This window comes from Mucilaginibacter sp. A5337 (assembly GCF_059690695.1).
The window spans coordinates 56489-78331 of sequence record NZ_JCAWEC010000004.1 but is presented as its reverse complement, the minus strand read 5'-3'; the positions used below and the strand labels follow the sequence as shown (position 1 = coordinate 78331).

The 21843-nt window shown below is 42.4% G+C and carries 21 protein-coding genes; 11 read left to right on the top strand and 10 right to left on the bottom strand.

The genetic code is table 11. The features are described 5' to 3' along the window. Positions 1-10: 10 nt before the first annotated feature. On the top strand, positions 11-1477 hold the full coding sequence (gene cysS, locus AC59JO_RS14185; RefSeq protein ID WP_413670029.1) for a cysteine--tRNA ligase: 1467 nt from the start codon (positions 11-13) through the stop codon (positions 1475-1477). A 16-nt stretch (positions 1478-1493) separates the two neighbouring features. On the opposite strand, the gene AC59JO_RS14180 is transcribed toward cysS, so the two are convergent. Continuing rightward, positions 1494-2168, bottom strand: a complete 675-nt coding sequence (locus tag AC59JO_RS14180; protein ID WP_413670030.1) for a hypothetical protein — start codon at positions 2166-2168, stop codon at positions 1494-1496. A 274-nt stretch (positions 2169-2442) separates the two neighbouring features. Here AC59JO_RS14180 and AC59JO_RS14175 point away from each other — a divergent pair, with 274 nt between their 5' ends. Beyond that, a complete protein-coding gene (locus tag AC59JO_RS14175; RefSeq protein WP_413670031.1) occupies positions 2443-3306 on the top strand; it encodes a Cif family virulence factor in 864 nt (287 codons plus the stop codon). Positions 3307-3441: 135 nt separating this feature from the next. Here AC59JO_RS14175 and AC59JO_RS14170 read toward each other — a convergent pair whose 3' ends face one another. Continuing rightward, entirely contained in the window at positions 3442-4404 is a 963-nt protein-coding gene (locus AC59JO_RS14170; RefSeq protein ID WP_497306039.1) for an AAA family ATPase, read from the bottom strand. Between the two features lie 4 nt (positions 4405-4408). After that, entirely contained in the window at positions 4409-5878 is a 1470-nt protein-coding gene (locus AC59JO_RS14165) for a peptidylprolyl isomerase (RefSeq protein ID WP_413670033.1), read from the bottom strand. A 177-nt stretch (positions 5879-6055) separates the two neighbouring features. Here AC59JO_RS14165 and AC59JO_RS14160 point away from each other — a divergent pair, with 177 nt between their 5' ends. The 4 genes from AC59JO_RS14160 to AC59JO_RS14145 all read left to right on the top strand — a co-directional run bounded on the left by AC59JO_RS14160 (position 6056) and on the right by AC59JO_RS14145 (position 8140). Further along, positions 6056-6649, top strand: a complete 594-nt coding sequence (locus AC59JO_RS14160; protein WP_497306037.1) for a hypothetical protein — start codon at positions 6056-6058, stop codon at positions 6647-6649. Positions 6650-6672: 23 nt separating this feature from the next. Beyond that, entirely contained in the window at positions 6673-7257 is a 585-nt protein-coding gene (locus tag AC59JO_RS14155; protein WP_413670035.1) for a non-canonical purine NTP diphosphatase, read from the top strand. A 180-nt stretch (positions 7258-7437) separates the two neighbouring features. Further along, positions 7438-7605, top strand: a complete 168-nt coding sequence (locus tag AC59JO_RS14150) for a hypothetical protein (protein ID WP_413670036.1) — start codon at positions 7438-7440, stop codon at positions 7603-7605. 49 nt (positions 7606-7654) lie between these two features. After that, positions 7655-8140: a hypothetical protein gene (locus tag AC59JO_RS14145; protein ID WP_413670037.1), complete on the top strand. Its 486-nt coding sequence runs from the start codon at positions 7655-7657 to the stop codon at positions 8138-8140. A gap of 169 nt (positions 8141-8309) precedes the next feature. Here AC59JO_RS14145 and AC59JO_RS14140 read toward each other — a convergent pair whose 3' ends face one another. Then, positions 8310-9443 (bottom strand): lactonase family protein, encoded by a 1134-nt coding sequence (locus tag AC59JO_RS14140; protein WP_413670038.1) that lies wholly within the window; start codon positions 9441-9443, stop codon positions 8310-8312. Positions 9444-9523: 80 nt separating this feature from the next. After that, positions 9524-10939 (bottom strand): pseudouridine synthase, encoded by a 1416-nt coding sequence (locus tag AC59JO_RS14135; RefSeq protein WP_413670039.1) that lies wholly within the window; start codon positions 10937-10939, stop codon positions 9524-9526. 246 nt (positions 10940-11185) lie between these two features. Here AC59JO_RS14135 and AC59JO_RS14130 point away from each other — a divergent pair, with 246 nt between their 5' ends. The 4 genes from AC59JO_RS14130 to AC59JO_RS14115 all read left to right on the top strand — a co-directional run bounded on the left by AC59JO_RS14130 (position 11186) and on the right by AC59JO_RS14115 (position 17209). Beyond that, complete coding sequence (locus AC59JO_RS14130; protein WP_413670040.1) at positions 11186-11956, top strand: lytic transglycosylase domain-containing protein; 771 nt, start codon at positions 11186-11188, stop codon at positions 11954-11956. Between the two features lie 215 nt (positions 11957-12171). Continuing rightward, on the top strand, positions 12172-15018 hold the full coding sequence (gene uvrA, locus AC59JO_RS14125) for an excinuclease ABC subunit UvrA (protein WP_497306034.1): 2847 nt from the start codon (positions 12172-12174) through the stop codon (positions 15016-15018). A 123-nt stretch (positions 15019-15141) separates the two neighbouring features. Next, entirely contained in the window at positions 15142-15369 is a 228-nt protein-coding gene (locus AC59JO_RS14120) for a type II toxin-antitoxin system Phd/YefM family antitoxin (RefSeq protein WP_497306032.1), read from the top strand. Between the two features lie 52 nt (positions 15370-15421). Then, the gene (locus AC59JO_RS14115; RefSeq protein WP_497306030.1) at positions 15422-17209 is read left to right on the top strand and encodes a DUF885 domain-containing protein; all 1788 of its coding nucleotides are present in this window, start codon (positions 15422-15424) and stop codon (positions 17207-17209) included. Positions 17210-17701: 492 nt separating this feature from the next. Here AC59JO_RS14115 and lpxB read toward each other — a convergent pair whose 3' ends face one another. The 3 genes from lpxB to surE are packed head-to-tail and all read right to left on the bottom strand — an operon-like array spanning position 17702 to position 19859. Then, positions 17702-18817, bottom strand: a complete 1116-nt coding sequence (lpxB, locus tag AC59JO_RS14110; protein WP_497306028.1) for a lipid-A-disaccharide synthase — start codon at positions 18815-18817, stop codon at positions 17702-17704. Further along, a complete protein-coding gene (locus tag AC59JO_RS14105; protein WP_413670046.1) occupies positions 18817-19083 on the bottom strand; it encodes a hypothetical protein in 267 nt (88 codons plus the stop codon). The genes lpxB and AC59JO_RS14105 overlap by 1 nt, the downstream gene beginning before the upstream one ends. Before the next feature lie 2 nt (positions 19084-19085). Then, positions 19086-19859: a 5'/3'-nucleotidase SurE gene (surE, locus tag AC59JO_RS14100; RefSeq protein ID WP_413670047.1), complete on the bottom strand. Its 774-nt coding sequence runs from the start codon at positions 19857-19859 to the stop codon at positions 19086-19088. 98 nt (positions 19860-19957) lie between these two features. On the opposite strand from surE, the gene AC59JO_RS14095 reads away from it, so the two are divergent. Then, positions 19958-20503, top strand: a complete 546-nt coding sequence (locus tag AC59JO_RS14095) for a Uma2 family endonuclease (RefSeq protein ID WP_497306025.1) — start codon at positions 19958-19960, stop codon at positions 20501-20503. A gap of 35 nt (positions 20504-20538) precedes the next feature. Here AC59JO_RS14095 and AC59JO_RS14090 read toward each other — a convergent pair whose 3' ends face one another. Both AC59JO_RS14090 and AC59JO_RS14085 read right to left on the bottom strand, forming a co-directional pair. Then, complete coding sequence (locus tag AC59JO_RS14090) at positions 20539-20724, bottom strand: CsbD family protein (protein WP_091208858.1); 186 nt, start codon at positions 20722-20724, stop codon at positions 20539-20541. A gap of 88 nt (positions 20725-20812) precedes the next feature. Continuing rightward, on the bottom strand, positions 20813-21823 hold the full coding sequence (locus tag AC59JO_RS14085) for a dipeptide epimerase (protein WP_413670049.1): 1011 nt from the start codon (positions 21821-21823) through the stop codon (positions 20813-20815). Positions 21824-21843: the final 20 nt, after the last annotated feature.

Below are 21843 nucleotides of genomic sequence, written 5' to 3'. Positions count from 1 at the left end.
GTTTGCGCTCATGCAACAAAATTTGTTTGTTTACAACACTTTAACACGTAAAAAAGAATTATTTAAGCCCATTAACGCGCCGCATGTTGGCATGTATGTTTGCGGGCCTACAGTTTATAGCGATGTTCACTTAGGCAACTGCCGTACTTATATATCTTTCGACCTTATATTCAGGTACCTTACAGCCATTGGCTACAAGGTGCGCTACGTGCGCAACGTTACCGATGCCGGCCACCTTGAGGGAGATGCGGGCGACGAGGGCGAAGACAAAATTGCAAAAAAGGCCAAGCTTGCACAGCTTGAGCCAATGGAGATAGTCCAAAAATACACTGTTGGTTTCAGGGATGTAATGAAAGTATTAAACAACCTGCCGCCAAGTATAGAACCTACTGCAACCGGGCATATCATTGAGCAGATAGAAATGGTGAAAGCCATTCTTGAAAAGGGTTATGCCTATGAGGTTGATGGCTCTATTTACTTTGATGTCGAAAAATACAACAAAAGCCAGGACTATGGCATATTAAGTGGCCGTAACCTTGAAGATCTTTTAAATAATACCCGTACACTTGGCGGTCAGCAGGAAAAGCATGGCAAACTTGATTTTGCCCTGTGGATAAAAGCAAAGCCCGAGCACCTGATGAAATGGCCTTCGCCATGGGGCGTGGGCTTCCCGGGCTGGCACCTGGAATGCTCGGCTATGAGCCAGAAGTATCTTGGCAGCCACTTTGATATTCACGGTGGCGGGCTTGATCTTGTGCCAACGCACCATACCAACGAAATTGCTCAAAACGTGGCCTGCTGCGGCACTAACCCGGCAAATTACTGGGTGCATACCAATATGCTTACAGTAAACGGGCAAAAAATGTCAAAATCATTGGGCAACAGCTTTCTTCCGCATGAACTGTTCAGCGGCGAAAATTCTATACTGAACAAAGGCTACAGCCCTATGACGGTAAGGTTCTTCATGCTGCAGGCTCATTACCGCAGCACGCTTGACTTTGGCAACGAAGCCATGGAAGCGTCTGAAAAAGGTTTTAAACGCCTCATGAACGCCTTTGCACTACTTAACGACGGATTAAAAGCCTCTGCTACTACCGAAGTTGAAATTGCACCGTTAATGGAACGCTGCTACGCGGCTATGAACGATGATTTTAACAGCCCTGTTTTAATTGCCGAGTTATTTGAAGCCTCACGCATTATTAATTCAGTATATGATGGCAAAATGAAAATTGATGCTGCTAACCTTGAGCAGTTAACTGCATTGATGAATTTATTTGTGGTTGATGTACTGGGCCTGCAAAATGAACAGGCTGCCAATGATGATTTACCCAAAGTATTAAACTTTATTGTAGATCTGCGCAGCGAAGCAAAATCCAATAAAGATTATGCTACCTCAGATAAGATACGCGACGGTTTATCGCAGATAGGTTTCCAGTTAAAAGACAGTAAGGAAGGCACTACCTGGAGCAAAGCCTGATAACAGTTACCATATTTTAAAGCGAGTTGTAATAGCTGAATAATTTAGCTAATGCAACATCGCTTTTAAAATCAACCTTATTGGCTTTAATATATTCCTGCATTTTATCGGCTTTATCATTTAACGCTGGCAGGATAGTTTTTTGCGATGGTTTGATTTTCGCAATTTTGTTATCGCTGAATAAATAATAACTGTTTGCGGTTATAAAGGTTTTTGTAGCTACCTGCGAGGCAAAGCCGGTAGACTCAAGTATTTTCTTTTTATAGTAGCGCAGCAGCTTTACTTTCCCATCTCCCACCACCTGGTAAAAAGTTTTTGTTGTTTGATCATCTACTGCCGGAAAACCGCTGCTAAATGTAATATCCGTTTGGTCGCTTCCTTCCAGCACAACACCTTTTATTGAAAAACTCTTTACCTGATCAACAAATGCCTGAACCGATGAATCCTGCGGGCTTTTAAATAGTAGTTCATCACCATAAACATTGTAATTTAGTATTGCATTGGCTGTTTTACCGTTAGCGAAATCAACGGTACCCTTCATCCAATTATCGGTAAGCAGCGGATTTCCCTGTATTTCACTGTTGGTTTTAAGATAATAAGGCCGACCGGTGTAATCGGATAAATATTGAGCTTTCGCCTGTATACATAGCAGTAAAAATCCAACTACGCAGAAAAGGTTAAATTTTTTCATGAAAGCAATTTATATTGGTTTAAACAAAAACAGATGTGATTGGTTATGAAGATAATTAATTTTTATTCACTCAGCATAAAGTAAATTCAAATATTTGCGCCTATTTCAGATGATCAAACTCGCTCGCTGCAATTATTCGCCCAGATCTTCGTTTCAGCATAAAGCAAAAAATAATTCTATTGTTAAATTATGTTACTTGCTTAATGCATTTTGACTATTGCGTTTTCCACTTAAAATTTATTACTAAATTGCTCCCTAAAACCCGAATATAAATATGAAGAAAATAATATTAGCTGCTACATTTATTGGTTACAGTGTTTTTGCTCTTGCGCAGGACGCTGTTAATGTAAACAAGGTAGTTAGTGTTGAACAAGCTTTTGATAAGTTAGTTGAACGTAAAGGAATAAAAGAGGGCTTCCTGGCAGTTGCCGATCCCGACGGCATTATTTTTAAGCCCGATGCTGTTAAAATTGTTGACTTTTATAGCAAAATAGATAAACAGGCTGGCAAGCTTAGCTGGGAACCTAAATTTGCGCGTATCTCGGCCAATGGCGACCTGGCATTCACCGCCGGCCCGTACGTATATCAAAATGGCAAAACCGATGATGATAAAGTGTATGGCGATTATGTATCTATCTGGCGTACCAATACCGATGGTAAGCTAAAGCTCCTTATCGACCTTGGTATCCAACACCCCGAAGCCGAAGAAGAAGCCGTTACCGATTTTAAAGAGCCGGATCCGGCGCAACGTTCAGGCCCAAGCAAAGACCCTTTCGGTGCTAAAAATGTTATTATAGGCACCGACAAAACTTTTAATCATGGCTTAACCTTATCGGCTATGGCCAGCTATAAAGAGTTTTTAAGCCCCGAAGGCCGTTACTATTTCCCGGGCTTTCCGCCAATGACAGGAACCGACGTAGTAATGAAGTTTATTAACAATGAAGCTATAAGCATTACTGCCGAAACAACCGATGGTGGCCGCGCTGCAAGTAACGATCTTGCTTATACCTATGGTCATGCCCGTATTACCAAAGGCAATGTTGTTGGTAACTACAACTATGTAAGGGTTTGGGAAATTGACAAAGCTAAAAGGTGGAATATCCTGCTTGAAATTTTCTCGCCGATTGAGAATGAATAATAATTGTCTGAATCAGAATTTTCAGAATTAGAGAATTTTCAAAATTTTATAATAAACAAAGAGGCCTTGCAAAATTTGCAAGGCCTCTTTGTTATTCTGTTAATCTAAAAATTCTGTAAATTCTGATTCAGACAACTAAAACAACTGCTCGATAATATCAGCTGCAGATAAGCCTTCGGCTTCGGCGTGGTAGCTGCGTACTATACGGTGGCTCAAGATAGGTTTAGCCACGGCCTGTACATCTTCAATATCCGGCGAATATTTGCCGTTAAGTACGGCGTGGCATTTGGCACCTAATACCAAAAACTGCGATGCCCTTGGGCCTGCCCCCCAGCTTAACAAACGGTTTATTTGAGGCGTGGCAAACTCACTGTTAGGGCGGGTTTTTGATACCAGCTTAACCGCGTATTCCATCACATTATCAGTAACGGGGATATTACGCACCAATTGCTGAAAATAAATGATCTGCTGGGCATTCAATATTTTATTAACCTCGGTTTTATTAGTGCTCGTGGTATTCTTAACTACTTGTAGCTCCTCTTTAAAAGAAGGATAGCTTAGTGCGACATTAAACATGAACCTATCCAATTGGGCTTCGGGCAACGGGTAGGTGCCTTCCTGCTCAATTGGGTTCTGGGTGGCCAGCACAAAAAATGGCTGGGCAAGTTTATGGGTAATACCGGCTGCCGTAACCGCTTTTTCCTGCATGGCTTCAAGCAGGGCGGCCTGTGTTTTTGGCGGTGTACGGTTTATTTCATCGGCCAGGATAATGTTTGAAAAAACAGGGCCTGGAATAAATTTAAAGTTACGGTCTTCACCTAATATTTCTGAACCGATGATGTCTGACGGCATCAGGTCGGGCGTAAACTGGATTCTTTTAAAATCAAGGTCGAGCACCTGCGATACCGTTTGCACCAGCAACGTTTTGGCAAGACCGGGCACACCAACCAATAAACAATGTCCGTTACTGAAAATAGAGATCAGCACAAATTTGATCACTTCATCCTGGCCTACAATTACTTTACCTATTTCGGCACGAATTTGCTGGTAGGCCCGCTTTAAAGCGTCTGCAGCTTCAACATCAGAACGGTGTTGCATAAAATTATTTAGATGATGATTTGATTTTGGTTTCGGGGATTACCAGTGTAGGATTGGTGTTTACCCATTTCTTCAGCACATCATATTGCTGATACTCCTTATCAATTTTGATGAAAGTTTCCTTGCGGCGTTTTTCAAACCACTGTGATACAGTTTTGTTTACCTTATCATTATAGGCATATTCCTTAAGTTTAGGGAAATCCTGCTCTAAATTAGCTTTATGGGCATTGGTTGCCGATTTAAGCAACAAGATCTTATAGCTTTTTTTGCCATCGGCGCCGGTAAACAAATCAGGCTTTGAAATACTGCCAACTTTCATGGTATCTGTAATAAGCGCTACTTTAGGGTCAAGTTTATCGGTAGGGATAAATGTTGAACGGCTTTGTACATCTTCTGCATTCAGCATCATACCGCCATTGTATTTGGTATCTTTATCATCTGAATAGTATGCCGCCGCGCTTGAAAAATCAATAGCCATATTTTTATCTTTTACAAGCAGATTATAAATACTATCAGCCTTGGCTTTGGCCCTGTCTAAACTGGCCTGCGTAACTATCGGTGTAACCAGGATATGCCTTACATGCACCTGCTCACCGCGGCGTTCAATTACCTGTAAAAAGTGGAAACCAAAATCGGTTTCAAACACTGGTGAAATCTCGCCGGCCTTTAGCTTAAAGGCATTAGCTGTAAACTCCTTCACAAAAGTGGTACGGTCAGCAAAACCAAGGTCACCACCCTCTGGTGCCGAGCCCGGGTCCTGCGAGTAAAGCCTTGCCAGTGTACCAAAGTCTTCACCTTTTTTTACACGTTGCCTTAACTCTTCGGCTTTAGCTTTATAAAGATCTTTTTCTTCTTTGGTTAACTTAGGCTGAAAAACAATTTCACCAACCTCAACTTCTTTGTTAAATGAAGGCAAGCTGTCTTTAGGGATTCCGTCGTAATATTTTTTAACATCCTGAGGTGTAACGTTCAGTTTTTCGGTAATGTGCTGCTGCATTTTCTGAGCAACCATTTGCTCTTTCAGGTCGGGCCTGATCTCATCTTTGTACTGAATAACCGAGCGGCCTAAAAATGCTTCCAGTTTTTCCTGCCCGCCGGCACGCTGAGTCATTTCACGCATACGGCGGTCAACATTAGCATCAACGTCTTCTTCCTTTACCTCAATACTGTCAATAGCAGCCTGTTGGGCCAGTAGTTTTTGAGTTAACAATGTTTGTAAAATACGGGCCTTAACCGATGGATCGGGCTGATTACCCTGCACCAGGAAATTGGCATATGACAATTCAATATCTGATAGCAATATAGGGCTGCTCCCAACTACTGCTGCAATTTTATCAAGCGTTTTACCGGGTGTGGGTGCAATAACCGAATCGGCTTTAACCAGTTTCTTTGCCGCCGTGTCTGATGCTACCTGTGCCTTTGCAAATGTTATTGTTAAAATAAAACTAAGTACTAATACTCCTAACTTTCTCATGTAACGCTGTTATGCTAAATAAAACGGGATAGTTAACCCGTTAAAAACTACGAATTTCGGTAAAATTTATTAATTATAGCCGAACAAAATTCTCTATAAAATCAGCAGGCTATAATTGTGCTAATATGCCTATAAAGCTTGAGATCGTTTAACTACTTTTGGTTAAAATTTGTTAAAGTGAAAGTTGAGAACCCGGCCGCGTTTCGTTTTTTGTTAGAGGATGAACTTTACCTGCTTAATGCAGATAAAATGTTGTATGATAAAATTGCCGAACCCGAACCTCCCATAGCACAATCACCATCCTCGGTTATTGAAAATACAAAACCCGAACCAGCAACAGCCAGCCCTTCTTTAGCCCCTGAACCTCAACCTGTAATACAAACGCCGGTTGCTGAGTTTAAGTATAAAGGCCAAAACCTAAAGAACTTCCTGGTACTTACACATTATAAAACCGACGAGTTTATAAATGCCGGGCATTTAACAGCACTTGAAAGCATCCTTAAACGTAAGGAGCTTGGCCCGGATGATGTAGCTATATTTAACCTGGCTAATTACAGTGAAACTAAATTTAGCCAGCTGAAACCATTTTTTAAGCCAACCAAAGTGCTTGTTTTGGGAGGAGACGCACTTCCGCAGGACATCAAAGTGCTTAAACCAAATAAACCGGTAACCTCAAACGGGATCACCGTACTCTACAGTTACTCGTTTGATGAGATGATGAGCAACGTGGAGTATAAAAAAACCTTTTGGGAACTGGTAAAAACATTATAAAGCAAACTCATCATTAAATTACTATGCAGCAATTAGTTTTCGCAACCAATAACCGTCATAAACTTGATGAGGTTTCGGCCAAACTCAATGGGGCTATTCAGCTTTTAACCCTGCATGATATTGGCTGTTTTGATGATATTGAGGAAACAGGCACTACGTTTAAAGCCAATGCCTCTATCAAAAGCCATCACGTTTATGCTGAGTATAAGCTCAACTGCTTCGGCGATGACAGCGGACTGGAAATAGATGCCTTGGATGGGGAACCTGGCGTATACTCGGCCAGGTATGCCGGTGCACATGGCAATCACGCAGCTAACATCAATAAAGTACTTGAAAATTTAAAAGGCGAAACAAACCGCAAAGCCCGCTTCCGCACGGTAATCTCTTTAATCTGGAACGGCGAAGAACACTTTTTTGAAGGTACGGTTGAAGGCACAATCCGGCAAGAGGTGAGTGGTACTGGCGGCTTCGGCTATGATCCAATTTTTGAACCTGAAGGTTATGATATAACTTTTGCCGAAATGAGCATGGCCGAAAAAAATGCTATCAGTCACCGCGCAAAAGCAATGGAACAACTGATCGCATTTTTAAACGAAGCAGGAAAATAAGCAGAGTATCAATTACCGATTAACTTATACTTAAAAGCTCTGTTTTACAGGACTTTCGTTTTTAAATTGCTTTTTATTTTTGTCAGATAAAACGTTTCACCGAATATTAGTCAATATTTAAAAAAATAATGCAACCTTACCTGCATCTATCCCGTAAAATATAGCTATAAGGAGTAACCTATGAACATTATCAAGCAGATCGGTAAAATTTTATCGGCAAGGGACACCAATCCTAAGTTTATTAATAGCCTTAAAAAAGTGCGGGAGGCAGATCTAATTGCCGAATCAATAAACAAAAGGTTAAACGAATTAGAAAAACGTACCCGCCAGCAGGCAGTAAATTTATAATTATGCATTTTGGCAGGATTTATGCTATTTATGCATAAAATATACTGTCATGAAAAAGTTAATTCAAACCTCAATCGCAATCTTTTCGCTTGTTTTGGTCATTTCGGCCTGTTCAACAACTAAAAACACTACTACTACCTCCAATGTATCGCGCGGTAAATTTGTTGGCACCTGGACCTGCAATAATGTAAGTTATGATGGCCTTGTACAAAATGCAGTACAAAGCGTATTTGACCAGGCCCCGCCCGAAGCCTTTGTAGGCAGTACCTGGAAACTCACCAACAGCGGTAATGGTATCTACACGTTAACCAACGGAACATCTCAAACCATATTCTGGTCGGTTTATAATGGCGGTACAACCGGTACTCAATTTCAATTTAAAAAACTTTACGAAGGTGATAAAGCCAAAAACGTAGCCGAAGGTTACCGCCTGGATATTGCGAACAATGACGGATCAGCAATGACCTTGAAATCGCCGGTTACCGTAGGTAACAGCACCGGATATATTGTTTATTCGTTCACTAAAAACCCATAATTTTAGGTTAAAGGTCAAAGGCGAAAGGTTAAAGGTGCCTTTCTATCTGATATAAAAACAAAAGGCTAAGTTTAAGAAATCTTAAACTTAGCCTTATTCAATTTATGCTAAAGGCAAAAACCTTTCGCCTTTTACCTTTATCCTTTCACCTTACTACTATCCTTTCACCTTATTCCGCTGGTGCAAATTTCAAACAAACAGGGTTGCCGATATCAACTTTTATACCTGTTTGGTTAAGTTTTCCGGTGTTTTGATCTATCCTGAAAACCCACATATTATCACTGTTTTGGTTTGCCACGATTAGGAAGTTACCTGTTGGGTCGATAGCAAAATCGCGCGGATTTTTACCAAAAGTTGATTGGCGTGCCACAAAGGTAAGCAGGCCTGTCTCCTGATTTACCGAGTAGATATTGATCTCGTTGGTTTCTAAACGGTTTGAAGCGTAAAGAAAACGGCCGTCGGGCGACAGGTGGATAGCTGCACCAGCGGTTTGTCCGCTAAAGCCATCAGGCAGCATCGTGATAGATTGTTTTTGTTTCAACTTACCATTATTGTAATCAAACGCAATTACGTTCGATCCCATTTCAGTTACCAGGTAAACAGTCTTTTTATCGGCCGAAAACTCCAGGTGCCTCGGGCCTTCGCCAGGGGTAACACTAACAAATGCCGGAGTTGCAGGTTCAATGCGGGGATCTTTTGACGGGCGGTAGCGGTAAATATTTATCTTATCTGTACCCAGGTCATTATACAACACATATTTTTCGTCGGGCGTAAAAACTGCCATATGCGCATGGGCCGATTCCTGCCGTTCCTTGTTTACACTATGCCCTCCATCGTGCTCGGTTTGCATCCCGTTTGCTATCGATCCATCTTTATTTAAAGGCATCACTGCAACGTTACCGCTTGAGTAGTTGGCGATAATCAGGTTTTTTTGCGCTTTATCAACCGAGATGTGGCATGGATCGGCACCCAGTGTTGATTGCTTGTTGATAAAAGTCATTTTGCCTGTTTTTGGCTCAAACGAAAACGCGCTTACTTCGCCTTTTGGCAACTCATTAACGGCATAAATAAATTTATTGTTGGCACTTAATGTTAAATACGACGGATTATTAACACCATCAATTTCACTAAGGTAGGCCAGCTTGCCGGTTTCGGCGTAAAAACGGTACACTACAATGCCCTTGCTTTTGCCGGTGGTGTAAGTGCCTACTACAAGATCGAAAGTTTTAGGCCCTGTTTTTTTATTTTGGGCGAATATTAGCGCCGGTGAAAGCATAGCTATGATCAAAAGGAATTTCTTCATGGTTGATAAATGATGGTTATTGCTGTGCAAGATAGTAAAATAGACAAAAAAAATGCCCCGCTGTTTAGCGGAGCATCTTATTATTTCATCAGGTGTTTTAACTGGATCACCTCTTTTTCATCAAGGTAACGCCAGCGGCCACGCGGAAGGTCTTTTTTGGTAAGGTTGGCATAAACCACCCTGTCCAGCTTTACTACTTCATAACCAAGGTGCTCAAACATACGGCGCACAATACGGTTTTTGCCGCTGTGGATCTGGATGCCGATCTCGCGTTTTGAACCTCCGGTAACGTATGATACCGAATCAGGTTTAATAACACCATCTTCCAGCTCAAGGCCGAAAGTTAACTTATTCAAATCGCCCTGGCTTAAACTTTTGCTTAGTTCAACCTGGTATAGTTTGGTGATGCTGTTACGTGGGTGCGAAAGCTTGTCAGCTAAATCGCCATCGTTAGTCATCAATAACAAACCTGTAGTGTTACGGTCAAGGCGGCCAACCGGATAAATACGCTCGCGGGTAGCTTTTTCAACCAGGTGCATTACTGTACGGCGCTCCTGCGGATCATCAGTTGTTGTGATGTAATCTTTTGGTTTATTTAATAATACATAAACCATTTTTTCGCGTTTAAGCGTTTCGCCGTTATATTTAATGGTGTCTTTAAGCGGGTTCACTTTCGTGCCCAGCTCAGTTACCACTTCGCCATTTACTGATACTACACCTGCAGTGATCAATTCATCGGCCTTACGACGTGAACAGATGCCCGCGTTTGATATATATCGGTTTAAACGGATCAGTCCGTCATCCTCTGTTTTGCTTGCCGCTTTTTTACGGCCACGCATGGTTTTAGGAGCATCCTGTTCAGCAGCCCTTTCATGTGGTCTGTGTGGTGGTCTTTCGCCAAATGGTGATTTTTCCTTAAAACCACCTTCACGTTTTTTGAAGCCGCCTTCGGTTCCTCTTGGTACAAACTTACGTTCGCCGCCTGCATCGCCGCCAAAGCTTCTCTTAGGTTTACCTTCAAAGCCTGCTGACGAACGTGTACGCGGAGATGAGTAAGGTTTCTTTTCGCCTTGTGCATCGCTGCCAAAGCTTCTTTTTGGCCTTTCATCATCGCTGGTTGGCCTGCCGCTGTAAGGTTTGCGTGGGGCACTACCAAATGATTTCCTTTCGCCGGTACTGTCTCCGCTAAAGTTTCTTTTCGGCCTGTCGTCGCCACCACTTGTTGGCCTGCCACTATATGGCCTTGACTTGGCGCCTGATCTTTTATCGGTAGATGATGAACTATCCCTAAAATTGCTTTTGGGCTTATCGTCACTGAACCTGTTGCTTTGGAATGTTTTTTCCGGCCTGGAAAATATTTTTTTCTCTCCGTTTGGAGTAGCTTTACCTTTTGGGGTTGATGCTGATTTTTTTGGTCTGTCGTCGGATCTTGAACTCCTTGATGACGACTTTCCGGGTTTGTCGTCGCGACTACCTGCTGGTCTCTTAAATACCATAATTTTTTGTTTAGCGCTTTCGCAGCGTGAGGGTCAAAGTTACGCTTTTTTGCCAATTTTCATCTAAAAAGATCAAAAAAATATCCTCTTGCAAAATCGCCGTTTAAACGCTTTTAAACGCTGTTTTTGAACCGAAAACCGCATCTAAAAAAATCAGCAAAATCCTAAGTATTTGATTATGTGATTCGTATGACATACCTTTGCAGCACATTCTACCAAATGTATGGTTAAATGATAGGACAAGAAATGATTAAAAAACACTTACTTACGTGCTCCGTAACGCTGGTGCTGGTTCTCATTTCCGGACTTAATATTTTCGGTAAAATTGTTACAGAAAAAGCTGCAAAAGCGGCGCCTTTAAGCCACCGAACCTCAGATTTTATTTTTCTTAAAAGCACAAAGGCAGGTGCTTACAACTTTGCCAATGAAGCTTTACCAGTTAATGACGCAAGGGTTACCCGTAAACTTAACAAATCGCTCAGGCAGCATGACTTTAAAAGCGTGCAAAGCAACGTATTGCACCGCAAAGCCGAGTTATGGTTTCCGATTATCGAGCCCATTTTAAAGTTTTATGGTATTCCTGAAGATTTTAAGTACATCCCATTGGTTGAATCGGGCCTTAAATCGGGCACATCACCAAAGGGCGCGTCGGGTTTTTGGCAATTTATGCCGGGTACAGCACGTACCTACGGGCTTAGAGTAGGCCATGGTGTTGATGAGCGAAAAAACCTTCGCAAATCAACCATTGCAGCCTGCAAGTATATCAAAGAACTATACGATGAATTTAACAGCTGGACACTGGCGGCTGCCGCCTACAATAATGGCTCGATCAAATTAGCTCGAGCTATTAACAAGCAAAATGAAGATAACTACTTCCGCATGAAGCTGAACCGCGAAACCGGTTCATACGTTTATAAGCTTATTGCCATGAAAGCGGTTATTGAACAGCCAAAGCAGCACGGGTATGATAATTATTTTTATATCCCGCCTGCATCACAGTTGCTGGCAATTAATTAACAGCAGGTAATCATACTGTAAATTAATTAAAAGATTACATTACGGAGCACTTTGAGGCCGGTTATCCACAGTGGATAACCGGCCTTTTTTGCTTATATTTGTAGCAAAACATTGATGGTTTAAGCCAAAAATCTTAGGAAAGCAGCATTTTGTAAAAAACTGGTAACTATAATAATTAGCTTCAAACAATGTCAATAAATCCATATTAATAAAGTATGAGTACAAAACCTCTTGTTGACCTGGGCGAGCAAAGTGAAGTTGAAGTTTATGGTGCCCGGGTGCATAACCTGAAAAATATAGATGTTTCGTTTCCGCGCAACCAGCTGGTAGTAATTACAGGATTGAGCGGCAGCGGCAAATCATCCCTTGCATTTGATACTATTTACGCCGAAGGCCAGCGCCGTTATATGGAAACATTTTCGGCCTACTCGCGCCAGTTTATGGGTGGCATGGAACGGCCGGACGTGGATAAGGTATCCGGATTGAGCCCGGTTATTGCCATTGAGCAAAAAACTACCAGCAAAAATCCACGCTCGACCGTAGGTACCATTACCGAGATCTACGATTTTATGCGATTGCTGTTCGCCCGGGCGGGTGATGCCTATTCTTACACCACCGGTGAAAAGATGGAACGCATGAGCGAAGATCAGATCTTGAAAACCATCAGCGAAAAATTTGACGGGCAGCCGGTTAATATCCTGGCCCCGGTGGTTAAGGCCCGTAAAGGCCACTACCGCGAATTATTTGAATCTATCCGCAAGCAGGGCTTCTTAAAGGTTTGGGTTGATGGCGCCATAGCCGATGTTGAACCCAAAATGCAGGTGGACCGTTACAAAATTCACGATATTGATATCGTGGTTGACCGCCTGGTGGTAAGCGAAAAAGATAGCAAACGCCTATACACCTCTGTTCAGCAGGCTTTAAAAATTGCCAAGGGCATCATCCGTATTGCCGATAAGGACAATAATGTATCCTATTATAGTAAATACCTGATGGACCCGGTTTCGGGTATCTCGTATGATGAGCCGCAGCCAAATACCTTTTCGTTCAACTCTCCTTACGGGGCCTGCGAAAAGTGTAACGGCCTGGGCTATATTTTTGAGGTTGACGAAGCTTCGGTGATCCCTAATCCAAAACTGAGCATCATGAATGGCGGTTTAGCCCCAATTGGCGAGTACCGCGAAACATGGATCTTCCAGGTGTTGAAATCCCTGGCGAAAAAATATGAGTTTTCGTTGTCAACTCCTATCGAAAAACTGAACCGTGATCAGCTGGACATGATCCTGAACGGCGCACCAGAAACATTAAGCGTTGCCGTTGAATATAATAAATGGAACGTTCAAAGCTACCAGATCACGTTTGAAGGGATCATCCGTATGCTGGAAGAACAGCAGGAACGCCGAAACGACGAAGGTGTGGATGATATGGAGAACTATCGCGTACTCCGTACCTGCCCGGTTTGCGAAGGCGCGAGGCTTAAAAAAGAGTCGTTGCATTTTAAAGTAGATGGTAAAAATATATTTGAACTGGCTTGCATGGATATCAACCATCTGCAGGAATGGTTTGATGGACTGGAAGACCGCCTTAACGAACGTCAGAATGTAATAGCCAAAGAGATCCTGAAAGAGATCCGCGCACGGATCGTGTTTTTGCTTGATGTTGGTCTGAGCTATTTAACGCTCGACCGTACAGCCAAAACCCTTTCGGGCGGCGAAGCACAGCGCATCAGGCTGGCTACGCAAATTGGTTCGCAACTGATGAATGTGATGTACATTCTGGATGAGCCAAGCATCGGTCTGCACCAGCGGGATAACGAACGCTTGATCAACGCACTTAAAAACCTGCGCGATTTGGGTAACACCGTACTGGTTGTTGAACACGATAAGGATATGATACTGGAAGCCGACCATGTAATTGACATGGGCCCGGCAGCAGGTGTACATGGCGGCCAGGTTGTTGCCGAAGGTACTCCAGCCCAGCTCATGGAAAAACATACGCTCACCACATCATATATCAACGGCGAACGTGAGATTGCGATCCCTAAAAAACGCAGGGAAGGCAATGGCAAAACCCTGAGCCTTAAAAAAGCAACCGGCCATAACCTAAAAAAGGTATCTGTCGATTTTCCGTTAGGCAAACTGATTGGAATAACAGGTGTATCCGGCAGTGGTAAATCAAGCCTGATCACCGAAACATTATATCCTATCCTGAACCATCATTTTTTCAGGGCAAAGAAACAACCGTTACCTTATGAAAAAATTGAGGGGTTAGAGCATATTGATAAAGTAATTGAGATAGATCAAACACCTATCGGTCGTACGCCTCGTTCAAATCCGGCTACTTACACCGGGGTGTTCTCGGACATCCGCAATTTATTTGTGGCACTGCCTGAATCGAGGATCAGGGGGTATAAACCTGGTCGTTTCTCGTTCAACGTAAAAGGCGGTCGTTGTGAAACCTGCCAGGGTGCCGGCATGAAAGTTATTGAAATGAACTTTTTACCCGATGTGCAGGTACCTTGCGAAGAGTGCGGTGGCAGGCGCTATAACCGCGAAACGTTGGAAGTACGTTACCGTGGCAAATCCATCAGCGATGTACTGGATATGAGCATTGAGGATGCTACTCCATTTTTCGAGCATATTCCGTCTATCTACCGTAAAGTAAAAACGCTGAACGACGTTGGTTTGGGCTATATCACCCTGGGCCAGGCTTCAACCACCTTATCAGGCGGTGAAGCACAGCGTGTTAAGCTGGCTACTGAGTTATCTAAAAAAGATACCGGCAACACTTTTTATATATTGGATGAGCCAACTACCGGTTTGCATTTTGAAGATATCAATGTACTGTTAGGTGTACTTAACCAATTGGTTGATAAAGGCAATACCGTTTTGGTAATTGAACATAACCTTGATGTTATTAAAGTGGTTGACCACGTAATTGACCTTGGCCCCGAAGGCGGCTCAGGTGGTGGTAATATCCTGTTCTCCGGTACACCCGAAGGCTTGTGCAAAGTAAAGAATAGCTTTACCGGCAAGTTTTTGAAAAAAGAAATGGGGTTATAATATCGAATCAAAACTTACGAAGTTTTAAAAACTTCGTAAATTTGAAAGCATCCAGCTTAATTAAACAATATTAAACAGCATACACTCAAACGTGTATGCTGTTTTGTTTTATATCTTTAATCAATGGAAACAATATTGATTGAACATTTTAGAAAGAATATAAAATCGTATTTCGATAAGGTCCGCGCAGATCATAAGCCATTGGCAATAGCAGATATTCAGAATGGTGATATAATAATTATGTCGAAATCTGAATACGACAGCATAGAAGAAACTTTTTATCTTCTTAAAAGTCCTAATAATGCCACAAGACTTCTGCAAGGCATCGAAGAATATAAACACAGCCAGTAAGTTCTAAATCTCCGTTCCATTTTCTTAGCTTTATCTTTTTAACAACATCTTCATGAAAAAAACACTACTCGCACTATTTATAGCAGGTTCATTTGCCGCCTGTAATCAGCCTAAATCAAACGAGGCAGGCAGTGCCATCCCAGCCAATAAGGATCTTGCCAAAGTTTTTGAAGATTATTTTCAGGATGGCTTAAAGCTTTACCCGCTTAATGCCACCTACATTGGCGACAGGCGCTATAATGACCTGCTCCCTAATGATGGCTCTGCTGAATTTCTGAAAAAGGCGTATGATTATAACTCGGTTTACCTCTCAAAAGTGAAAAACTTTGACCGGGCGGAGCTAAACACCGACGATCAGCTATCTTATGATATTTTCACTTACGAGGTGCAACTTTCGCTCGATAACTTTAAACACCATTTTGAGTACATGCCTTTCAACCAGTTTTATGCCTTGCCAATTACCATGGGTCAATTGGGCTCGGGGTCTGGCGCACAGCCTTTTAAAACCGTTGTTGATTATAACGATTGGCTGAAACGCTTATCAGCTTTCCAGATTTGGGCAGATACTGCTATCTCCAATTTTAACAAAGGCATCAAAGCGGGCGTGGTATTGCCAAAATCACTGGTTGTTAAAATGATTCCCGAAATGCAGGACCTGGTATCAAAGAATGTAGAAAAAAGCCTCTTCTACGGACCAGTTACCAACATGCCGAAAGACTTTTCAGAAGCCGATAAAAAACAACTGACCGAAGCCTATAAAAAAGCTATCACTGATATAGTTAACCCAACATACCAAAAGCTGGCCGATTACCTGAAAAACCAATACCTGCCTCATGCACGTGCTACCTCAGGATTTTCATCACTGCCGGATGGTGCCGCTAAATATACTTACTTAGTAAAACAGCAAACCACCACCGATAAAACTCCTGAAGAAATTTACCAGTTAGGCTTGAAAGAAGTTGCCCGCATTCGCGGATTAATGGATAGCATTAAAACCAGTGTAGGCTTTAAAGGCGACCTGAAGGCGTTTTTTGAATACATGAAAAACGACCCGAAGTTTACGCCTTACAAAACACCTAAAGATGTGCTTGATGCATTTGAAAATATCCACAAACGCATGGAGCCCAACCTGAAGAAAATGTTTAACCATGTGCCTAAAACGCCGTTCGAGATCAGGCAAACAGAAGCTTTTCGTGCGGCATCGGCCAGTGCGGAGTATAACCAGGGCTCGGCAGATGGTACCCGTCCGGGGATATTTTATGTGCCGATATTAGATGCTACCAAGTTCAATACTACATCGGGCATGGAGTCGTTGTTTTTGCATGAAGCTATTCCTGGTCACCATTACCAGATTTCATTAACGCAGGAAAATACATCATTGCCGAAATTCCGCCGGTTTGATGGCGGTGAAACTGCTTACGTAGAAGGTTGGGCGCTGTATTGCGAATCATTAGGTAAAGAACTGGGCTTATACACCGATCCATACCAGCACATGGGTGCCTTAGGCGATGAAATTCACCGCGCCATCCGTTTGGTAGTTGATGTTGCCATCCACACCAAAGGTATGACCCGCGAGCAGGCTATTAAGTATATGATGGATAACGAAGCCATTAGCGAACAGGGGGCAACCGCCGAAATTGAACGCTATATGGCTATCCCAGGTCAGGCGTTGAGCTATAAAATAGGTGCGCTTAAAATCCGTGAACTGCGGACCAAGTATGAAAAACAATTAGGCAGCAAATTCAATATTGCCGAATTCCATAATCAGGTATTAAAAGACGGCGCAATGCCAATGGCTGTTTTTGAGGCTAAAATGGACGCCTGGGCTGCGAAGCGGTAGTATTTGATAATATTAAATTTAGTATAGAAGCCGGGGATGAATAAACCTCATTTCAAACTATCAACGGTAATAGCCATCTTGATGCCCTTGTTGATTTTTCTTGCCGTTTTACGATCTGAGTATTTTGATATTTATTTGTTATCGTTGAATGGGAGAGTTAGTAACATTAGAATTGATATAAAAGAATCAATGTATATTACTGTAACTGGAGAAGAACACATACTTTACCATGATTGGCCGAAGTTTCAGAGGAATGTTAAAGCTGGAGATTCAGTATATAAACAGCCGAAGAGTTATGATATTCTTCTTGTAAAGAAGAATGGGATGAAATTTCTCTGTCCACGTGAAGATAAATAGGTGCCTTTAAAGACTTACGAAGTTTTAAAAACTTCGTAAGTCTTAGTCGCTTTGTCATACTCCCTTCAGGCCTTGGCCTTTATTTAGAATGATAATGGGCTATGCCATCTTAACATTCATTGAGGATGAGCTATTTTAACTGCCTTGAGCGGCGTACTTAGTAATTAACGCGGCCGTTTTAGCTGATGCTCCGGGCTGTCCCATCCTCACATCAAGCTCATCATAATTATCAAGCATTGTTTGGCGGTAGCTGGTGTTGTCGATCAGCAGATTTAACTCTTCAGCAATTTTGTTGGCAGTACACTCTTCCTGTATCAGCTCTTTAACTACTGCTTTGTCCATAATCAGGTTTACCAGCGAAATAAATTTGAGTTTCACCAGCATGCGGGCTATAGCAATAGTTAATTTTCCCCCTTTGTAAACTACTACCTGCGGTACATTAAATAAGGCGGTTTCAAGCGTTGCTGTGCCTGAAGCTACAATAGCGGCCTGCGCATGATTTAGCAGATCGTAAGTTGCGTTGAATACAACAGGGATCTTTGCGCCATTTAAATAAGGAGTATAGTAATCGGCCTGAAAAGCCGGAGCCCCGGCAATCACAAACTGATATTCTGGAAAATTAGCCGATGCTTCAATCATATCAGGCAGTAACCTGCTAATTTCCTGTTTACGGCTGCCGGGCAGTAACGCAATAATTTTTTTGCCGGTAAGATTATTTTTCTGAAGAAAGCTTGGATCTGCTTTAAACGCCGAAACGGCATCAAGCAGCGGATTACCTACATAATCAACATCCATGCCCCATTCTTTATAAAATGCCACCTCAAATGGCAAAATGCAAAACAGGTGGTCAACAATACGCTTGATCTTAAGCACTCGCTTTTGGTTCCACGCCCAAACCTTTGGTGATATATAATAGCAAACCAAAAAGCCTTGCGCCTTAGAATACTCGGCTATTTTAAGGTTAAAGCCCGGAAAATCTATCAAAATCAGTACGTCAGGTTGGTAAGCCGAGATATCTTGCTTACACGATTTCATGTTTTTAAGAATGGTTTGCAGGTTAGCTACCACTTCCACAAAGCCCATAAAGGCCATATCGGCATAATGCTTTACCAGTGTGCCGCCCTCGGCCTGCATCAGGTCGCCACCAAAAAACCTGAAATCAGCCTGATGGTCGAGCGCCTTCAGGGCTTTCATCAAATTAGCTCCGTGCAAATCGCCCGAGGCCTCGCCGGCTACCAGGTAGTATTTCATTATAAGGATTGCAGTTTAAAAATGAAAATGGCCAGCATAAACAAAAGTGAGATCATGGCAATACCGTTCCCCGTTTTCTCGGCGCCTTTACCATAAAAGTAACGGATGATAAACAGGTTGATGGCAAAAGCGACAAAATAGGGAATGCCCGGCTTGTGCATGAAAACAAACTTGTTTTTAAGCAAAAATCCAAAAACAAACAGGCTGATACCCGGCAGTATAGCACCAATAAGCAAGCCTGCAGATATGTCATTCTTCTTTAACATAGTTACACGTTAAATTTCCAGTTGTTTAAGTATGGGATAACGTGATGGGCAGTCATATCAAACTGCACTGGTACAACCGAAGCATAACCTTGTTCCAAAGCCCAAACATCCGTATCCTCACCACCATCATTTAGCTGAAACACACCGGTAAGCCAATAATATGGCCTTTTGTGCGGATCAACACGTTCGTCAAATTCTTCGGCCCATTTGGCAGCTGCCTGCCTGCAAATTTTAATACCTTTAATATGTTTTGTATTAGGGAAGTTTACGTTCAACAAACTGGCCTGAGGTAAACCATTGGCCAAAACCTGCAAGGCAAGTTCTTTTACAAACTTAATGCAAGGCTCAAAATCGGCCTGCAAGGTATAGTCATCCAAAGAAAAGCCTATTGATGGAATACCTTCGATAGCACCCTCAACCGCTGCCGACATGGTGCCTGAATACAGCACATTGATAGAGTTATTTAAACCATGATTGATGCCGGATACACAAAGATCGGGCTTTTGTCCTTTGAAAATCTTGTTAACAGCCAGCTTCACACAATCAACCGGGGTACCCGAACAGCGGTACATTTCAATACCTTCATAAATATCAACCGGGTCAAGTCGTAAAGGTTTGCCAATGGTAATGGCATGTCCCATGCCCGATTGCGGGCTATCCGGCGCAACTACTACAACGCGGCCAATTTCGGCCATGGCATCCATCAGGGCTTTAATTCCCGGCGCGGTAATGCCATCGTCATTTACAACAAGTATGGTTGGTTTGGTAACTTTCATTAGGCAAAGTTAACAATCCTCAACAATGTAGCTGGGGATAATAGTTTCGACGGAATTAATAATCGTTGGAATGAAGTTGTTTTTGATTAAATTTAGATATGCTAACAGCAGCTAAGAAAATTACCCTTGATGAATATATGAGTATGCCCATTGGAGCACCTTATCAATATATCAATGGTTATCTTGTTGATTGGCCTTCAAGAACAGTTGACCATCAAATCGCGCTTGGAAATTTAGTCCAAATGATTATGAATTGCGAAGATCGATTGCAAAACAAGGGGATTTATTTAATGGGGCCAATAGAGGTTGTATTAGATGATCAAAATTCATTTCAACCCGACTTTGTTTACATTTCAAAGGAGCGGGGTGATATCATAAAGGACTATATTTATCGCGCTCCTGACCTGGTTGTTGAAATTTTATGGGAGAAAAATGCCTACTATGATCTTCGACCTAAAAAAGACGGCTACGAAAAATATGGTGTAAAAGAATATATCATCATTGATCCTATTCAACAAAACGTTGATTTATATATTCTTAAAAATGGAGTTTTTATACTGGAACAAAAAGCACAGTTAACCGAGATCCTTAAATCCGCGTTATTGCCTGGCTTTGATATTGAGGTGTCCAAGCTATTTCAATAAAAAAAGCCCCGTGTTCCTGTAGCCTTTTCAAATTTTTATAAGCTATTGATCCACTTCACCAGCTCGTCCCGCGTTTTGCCCGTTTTTTGTTGAAGTTTGCCAAGTGTTTCATCGTCTTTACCTTCCTGCCAGGTAAGGTCATCGTCGGTAAGGTCTCCATAGGCTTGTTTGATTTTTCCCTTCAGCTCGTTCCATCCGCCTTTTATTTCTAATTTATCCATAATGTTTTTTATTTAGATGTATCAGGATAACCGATGCGAGGCAAGGATGGTTTGCAGAATGTGGATTTATATCGAAGCTAAAAGTTCTTTAAAACCTTAGCCCTAAGCCGGCATCGTCATTCAATATATATTTCCCATCACTAAATCCAGGCATTTGGTAAGGATTATTGCTTACTAAAAAAGGGCCGTCAAGGTCCACCCAATCAGCCTGTGGCGCAAGGGCCAAACCTGCAAGGGCAGCGCAGCTGGTTTCGGTCATACAACCTATCATGATCTTCAGGTCGAGTTCGCGGGCTTTATCAACCATCCGTTTGGCTTCATGCAAACCGGCCGATTTCATCAGTTTGATATTGATCCCGGTATAAACACCCTTGGCCTTTTCTACATCTTCAAATCGCTGAACAGCTTCATCGCCTATAATAGGAATAGGGCTGCGCTCGGTAAGCCAGGCATTGCTATCGGGGTCGGTTTTGAGCATGGGCTGCTCTATCAATTGTACGCCTTGTTCATGCAGCCAGTAAGTCATGTCCAGGCTTTGCTGCAGATCAGTCCAGCCCTGGTTAGCATCTACATAAAGCGGCACATCAGTAACCGAGCGGATAGTATTAATCAACTCTTTATCTGTATCGCGGCCAAGTTTAACCTTAATCACCTTAAACCCTTCGGCCTCTTTTACTTTTTTAACAATCATTTCGGGCGTATCAATGCCTATGGTGAAACTGGTAACAGGCATCAGGGCGGGGTTGCTGCCAAGTAATTGCCAGCAGGGTTGTTGTTTTAGTTTGCCATCAAGATCATGCAATGCAATATCAATCGCTGCTTTAACAGCCGGATTGCCGGGAGTAATGCTATCAAGGTAATTGATGATCGCCTCAAAATCAAAAGGGTGGTTAAACTGGCCAATATCTACCTTGCTCAAAAATTCGGTGGCGCTTTGATGGCTTTCGCCCATATAAGGCACCATGGAGGCTTCTCCATACCCTGTTTTGCCTTCGTGGCTGATCTGCACCAGCATAACCGGGGTAGAAGTCCTTGAGAATTTGGCTATCGTAAAAGCATGCTTCAGCTGAAGCTCGTAAGGTTGATATGTCAGTTCCATGTTAAAAACCAAAGCTAAAA

What these genes read in the sequence shown, in the direction of transcription:
- AC59JO_RS14135 (WP_413670039.1), bottom strand. Translation starts at nt 10,939, where the DNA reads ATGGTATTTAAGAGACCAGCAGGTAGTCGCGACGACAAACCCGGAAAG.
- cysS (WP_413670029.1), top strand. Translation starts at nt 11, where the DNA reads ATGCAACAAAATTTGTTTGTTTACAACACTTTAACACGTAAAAAAGAA.
- AC59JO_RS14155 (WP_413670035.1), top strand. Translation starts at nt 6,673, where the DNA reads ATGCAGCAATTAGTTTTCGCAACCAATAACCGTCATAAACTTGATGAG.
- AC59JO_RS14085 (WP_413670049.1), bottom strand. Translation starts at nt 21,823, where the DNA reads ATGGAACTGACATATCAACCTTACGAGCTTCAGCTGAAGCATGCTTTT.
- AC59JO_RS14130 (WP_413670040.1), top strand. Translation starts at nt 11,186, where the DNA reads ATGATTAAAAAACACTTACTTACGTGCTCCGTAACGCTGGTGCTGGTT.
- AC59JO_RS14105 (WP_413670046.1), bottom strand. Translation starts at nt 19,083, where the DNA reads ATGTTAAAGAAGAATGACATATCTGCAGGCTTGCTTATTGGTGCTATA.
- uvrA (WP_497306034.1), top strand. Translation starts at nt 12,172, where the DNA reads ATGAGTACAAAACCTCTTGTTGACCTGGGCGAGCAAAGTGAAGTTGAA.
- AC59JO_RS14150 (WP_413670036.1), top strand. Translation starts at nt 7,438, where the DNA reads ATGAACATTATCAAGCAGATCGGTAAAATTTTATCGGCAAGGGACACC.
- lpxB (WP_497306028.1), bottom strand. Translation starts at nt 18,817, where the DNA reads ATGAAATACTACCTGGTAGCCGGCGAGGCCTCGGGCGATTTGCACGGA.
- AC59JO_RS14090 (WP_091208858.1), bottom strand. Translation starts at nt 20,724, where the DNA reads ATGGATAAATTAGAAATAAAAGGCGGATGGAACGAGCTGAAGGGAAAA.
- AC59JO_RS14140 (WP_413670038.1), bottom strand. Translation starts at nt 9,443, where the DNA reads ATGAAGAAATTCCTTTTGATCATAGCTATGCTTTCACCGGCGCTAATA.
- AC59JO_RS14120 (WP_497306032.1), top strand. Translation starts at nt 15,142, where the DNA reads ATGGAAACAATATTGATTGAACATTTTAGAAAGAATATAAAATCGTAT.
- AC59JO_RS14115 (WP_497306030.1), top strand. Translation starts at nt 15,422, where the DNA reads ATGAAAAAAACACTACTCGCACTATTTATAGCAGGTTCATTTGCCGCC.
- AC59JO_RS14165 (WP_413670033.1), bottom strand. Translation starts at nt 5,878, where the DNA reads ATGAGAAAGTTAGGAGTATTAGTACTTAGTTTTATTTTAACAATAACA.
- AC59JO_RS14095 (WP_497306025.1), top strand. Translation starts at nt 19,958, where the DNA reads ATGCTAACAGCAGCTAAGAAAATTACCCTTGATGAATATATGAGTATG.
- AC59JO_RS14180 (WP_413670030.1), bottom strand. Translation starts at nt 2,168, where the DNA reads ATGAAAAAATTTAACCTTTTCTGCGTAGTTGGATTTTTACTGCTATGT.
- AC59JO_RS14170 (WP_497306039.1), bottom strand. Translation starts at nt 4,404, where the DNA reads ATGCAACACCGTTCTGATGTTGAAGCTGCAGACGCTTTAAAGCGGGCC.
- surE (WP_413670047.1), bottom strand. Translation starts at nt 19,859, where the DNA reads ATGAAAGTTACCAAACCAACCATACTTGTTGTAAATGACGATGGCATT.
- AC59JO_RS14145 (WP_413670037.1), top strand. Translation starts at nt 7,655, where the DNA reads ATGAAAAAGTTAATTCAAACCTCAATCGCAATCTTTTCGCTTGTTTTG.
- AC59JO_RS14175 (WP_413670031.1), top strand. Translation starts at nt 2,443, where the DNA reads ATGAAGAAAATAATATTAGCTGCTACATTTATTGGTTACAGTGTTTTT.